General features: G+C 60.3%; 5 protein-coding genes. 4 read left to right on the forward strand and 1 reads right to left on the reverse strand.

Going from position 1 to position 3,519, the window contains the following annotated elements:
* Both LJE91_01020 and LJE91_01025 read left to right on the forward strand, forming a co-directional pair.
* Positions 1-296: hypothetical protein (locus tag LJE91_01020; GenBank protein MCG6867341.1), on the forward strand; the 296-nt coding region annotated here is incomplete at its 5' end.
* A 59-nt stretch (positions 297-355) separates the two neighbouring features.
* Positions 356-1,333: a replication-relaxation family protein gene (locus LJE91_01025; GenBank protein ID MCG6867342.1), complete on the forward strand. Its 978-nt coding sequence runs from the start codon at positions 356-358 to the stop codon at positions 1,331-1,333.
* Between the two features lie 65 nt (positions 1,334-1,398).
* On the opposite strand, the gene LJE91_01030 is transcribed toward LJE91_01025, so the two are convergent.
* On the reverse strand, positions 1,399-1,584 hold the full coding sequence (locus LJE91_01030) for a hypothetical protein (protein MCG6867343.1): 186 nt from the start codon (positions 1,582-1,584) through the stop codon (positions 1,399-1,401).
* A 74-nt stretch (positions 1,585-1,658) separates the two neighbouring features.
* On the opposite strand from LJE91_01030, the gene LJE91_01035 reads away from it, so the two are divergent.
* Positions 1,659-2,456 (forward strand): CHC2 zinc finger domain-containing protein, encoded by a 798-nt coding sequence (locus tag LJE91_01035; protein MCG6867344.1) that lies wholly within the window; start codon positions 1,659-1,661, stop codon positions 2,454-2,456.
* 210 nt (positions 2,457-2,666) lie between these two features.
* The gene (locus LJE91_01040) at positions 2,667-3,230 is read left to right on the forward strand and encodes a DUF3768 domain-containing protein (GenBank protein MCG6867345.1); all 564 of its coding nucleotides are present in this window, start codon (positions 2,667-2,669) and stop codon (positions 3,228-3,230) included.
* Positions 3,231-3,519 lie beyond the last annotated feature (289 nt).

The following is a 3,519-nucleotide window of genomic DNA, read 5'->3' on the forward strand; positions in this document are numbered from 1 at the left end:
ATCTGGAAGCCATGCCGCGCATGTCAGGCGAGGAGCATGAACAGCTCAAAGACGTCATGCGGGCCAAGTATGCAGTGCACTACACCAAACTGGTCGACGGTCTCGATGGCGATCGCCGAGACGACCAAGTGCCTGGTGAGCTACTCGCCAGCGATGGCGGCGATCCACATACCGAAGCACTTGAGGGGCAGGGAAGTGGTTCGCGCGCCACGTCGGCGGGGAAGGGAAAGGCACGCGAGGTGCATACGACCGGCGATCCGGATACACCGAGTACCGGCGCATCGCCCGAGTGGTGACTGCATTTCAGGCTGCGCGACCGACAAGGTAGTCATCGTTGCCATGATAAGATTGGAGAATGATCCAGGACGACAGAAGCCACGACACACTGCAGCGCAGACGACGCGATCGCCGTCAGCCGACAGGCAAGCGGCTGACCCTTCAGGAGCGCGATCTGTTGTGGTTACAGAAGATCCATGACCACGGGCCGCTGTCTTCGAGCTTTCTCCATGCGTTCTCCAAAAACCTGCGCCGCAACGAGAAGCGCGCCCGCGATCGGCTCACCGATTTGTTCAATGAAGATCGCACGCCGGATGGCGGCGCCTATCTCGGCCGCCCGTGGCAGCAGTTTCAGACCTTCGACGCCCGCTATCAGGATCTGGTGTACGACCTGACCCCGGCCGCTGAGAGCGCCCTCAAGGCAAGGGGCGATTGGAGCGACCAAGGCGCTCACGGATCAGGCCCCTGGCTCCATCGCTACATGGTGGCATCGATCACCGCCTCGATCGAACTGGCGACACTTGAGAACCCAAGCCTCACCTATATCCCGCAGCAGGCAATCCTGCAGCGGGCCGGCACGGTCTTGCGCCACCCCGCCCCGTTCGAAAACCCGACAACGAAAAAGACCGAGACCAGGGATCTGATCCCGGACGCCGTCTTTGGACTGGAGTACCGGAAGGGAGGCGAGCGGTCCTATCGCTTTTTCATCGTCGAGGCCGACCGCGCCACCGAGCCGTCACGATCGTCGATATTCAATCGCAAGAGCCACCTCCGGACCATCCTGCAATACCGCGCTTATGTGGGAGAAGGACTGTACAAGAGCCATCTCAATCTGACCGCCGGGATGATGGTGCTGAATGTGACGACCAGCGACGCGACCCGAGACCGGATGATGGCGCTCACCAACGAGCTGTCCGAGCGCGGCAACACCTATTTGCTATTCCAGACCTGCGATCATTTCGGACGGTATTTCAAGCCGCCCAAGCCGATGGCCGAACTCCTGTTGGGAGACTGGCTACGGGCCGGGCACGAATCGTTCCGGATCGACCGCGCATAGAAACAAGAAAAGAGCCTCGCGAACGAGGCTCAGAAAGAACTAGGGAATAGGAATCCGGGTTCGGATCACTCCGGATCCTTCGGCGGGACGAGGATGAAGCTGCCGTCCCAGTTCACTGGAACACTGTGCAGCCGCACGACGTAGCCTTCACCTTCCTTGAAGGTCCAGGCAGCACCGATCGTCTGCATGTATTCGCTATCGGGCTCACGTTTGGCCCGGGCGTTGAACACCGGCTTGTTGCCTTGCGCCATGTTGATAACTCCGTCTTGGGACTCCATGCCCAAAGTATACTTGGGGGAGACCCTCGTTCCTTGGAGTTATCCCCATGCCCTTCATCGATTTTGGTGAACTGAAGGAACGCGTCCGGATCGAAGACGCGGTCCCGAGACTCGACCTCGCCCTCAAGCAACGCAACGGCCAATGGCGTGGCCCCTGTCCGGTCTGTCAGACCGGCGGCGATCGCGCCCTTGTCATCACACCGGCCAAGCAGGCCTTCTACTGCTTTGGCGGAAAGACCGGCGGCGATGTCATCGCCCTCGCCGCCCATATCCGCGACTGCAGCATGAAAGAAGCCGCGGATTTCCTGGTTGGGAACAGTACAGTTCCGACAGGGAACAGTACCAGTTCCCGGAACAGCTCCACGACAGTTCCCGAGGAGAGGACCAAGGGGGCCATTAGAAGCCTCCAGCCTCTGACCTACCTGCAGCCAGCACACCCAGCTGTTGAGGCCCTCGGCGTTGACGAGGCGACCTGTGAAGCCTTTGGTGCCGGTTATGCCCCCAAGGGCATCATGCGCGGCCGGCTGGCCATCCCGATCCATGATTGGGAAGGGAAGTTGCTGGCCTATTGTGGGCGATCGGTGAAGGGCGAAAGCCCGACCCTGATCTTCCCGAACGGCTTTGGGCCGGAAGACCATATCTTCAACGCCCATCGCATCGAGGCCGATGCCGATAACGGCGGCGAGCTCTTCCTGGTCCGCGAGCCGCTGGAGGTTCTGAGAGCCCACCAGAACGGCATCGACAACGCTGTATCGTTTCTGACTGAGACGATCACCGCCGAGCAGTTGCAGCGTCTCGCTGCCCTCATGGACGAAAAGGGCTGCCACGCCCTCGAACTCACCTAGCCCTCACATCGAGGGCTTTTCTCTTCGATGCGGCTTCCAAAAAATACGGCCTGGTTGAGCCGTGGATTGGCCCTCGGTTCGTAAAACAGATGTTGTGCGACGCTTCGCATCGCTCTGACACACATGGTAAAATAGCATCGGATTGATCGCTCCCCCTTTGTCGGGTGCGCCGGAGATTGGCTCGGGCGCAGCCAGCGAAGGGAGATTAAAATGACAGACAACGCACCGGCTGATACCGGTCCGGTCAACCAAGCCAAACCGGGTCCTGACAACCCGTCGGCCGAATTCCCAGTCTGCACCGCCTGCGGTTCAGAACGCGTTGTCCGCGATGCTTGGGCATCGTGGGATACCGAGGCCCAGGACTGGCAGCTCGACGCGGTCTTCGACTACAGCTTCTGCCTTGCGTGCGAGGAAGAGGCTGGCATGGAGTGGCGATCGACGCCGCTCACCAAGACCGAGCGGATCCGCATGCTCAACGATGCGTTTCGGATCGGTCGACATAAAGGTGGAAGCGTCGTCATCGCAACCGGGGTCCAGGCCATGGGGCCCGACTTCGTCGCTGAGGCCCGAAAGGCCGTTGTCGCGTTCGACGCTTTCGACGCCGATAGCGACCCCCACGCCGAGCATGACTTCGGTGCGCTCACCGTCCAAGGCGCGAAGCTGTTCTTCAAGGTCGACTACTACGATCTCGATCTGTCAGCCCACTCTCCGGACGCTGCCGACCCGTCAGTCACAGCACGCGTTCTTACGATCATGCTCGCCAGCGAGTACTAACCACTCCCCCACCCTGCCAGGGTGGGGTTTTTCTCATCGCCGCCAAGAGATGCTTTTCGCCTTTTCCGCAGATAGCCAGGTGCCAGTTACCATGTCCGCTTCTGTCCGGTGAACGGTCATCCGAATTGACCTCAGGGACTTCGGCTATGCGCCAACAACGGAAATCGGTTCTAGCTCGGCGAGAGTCCCGCACGCGAGAGCCCATCCGAGAGCCTGGTCATCACCGGTTTTGAGAACACCATTGCATTCTCGACCGCCGCGATGCTCAGAGAAGGATGCTCTTTCAGCA

This window comes from Gammaproteobacteria bacterium (assembly GCA_022340215.1).
Classification (GTDB): domain Bacteria; phylum Pseudomonadota; class Gammaproteobacteria; order JAJDOJ01; family JAJDOJ01; genus JAJDOJ01.

What these genes read in the sequence shown, in the direction of transcription:
- LJE91_01025 (MCG6867342.1), top strand. Translation starts at nt 356, where the DNA reads ATGATCCAGGACGACAGAAGCCACGACACACTGCAGCGCAGACGACGC.
- LJE91_01030 (MCG6867343.1), bottom strand. Translation starts at nt 1,584, where the DNA reads ATGGCGCAAGGCAACAAGCCGGTGTTCAACGCCCGGGCCAAACGTGAG.
- LJE91_01035 (MCG6867344.1), top strand. Translation starts at nt 1,659, where the DNA reads ATGCCCTTCATCGATTTTGGTGAACTGAAGGAACGCGTCCGGATCGAA.
- LJE91_01040 (MCG6867345.1), top strand. Translation starts at nt 2,667, where the DNA reads ATGACAGACAACGCACCGGCTGATACCGGTCCGGTCAACCAAGCCAAA.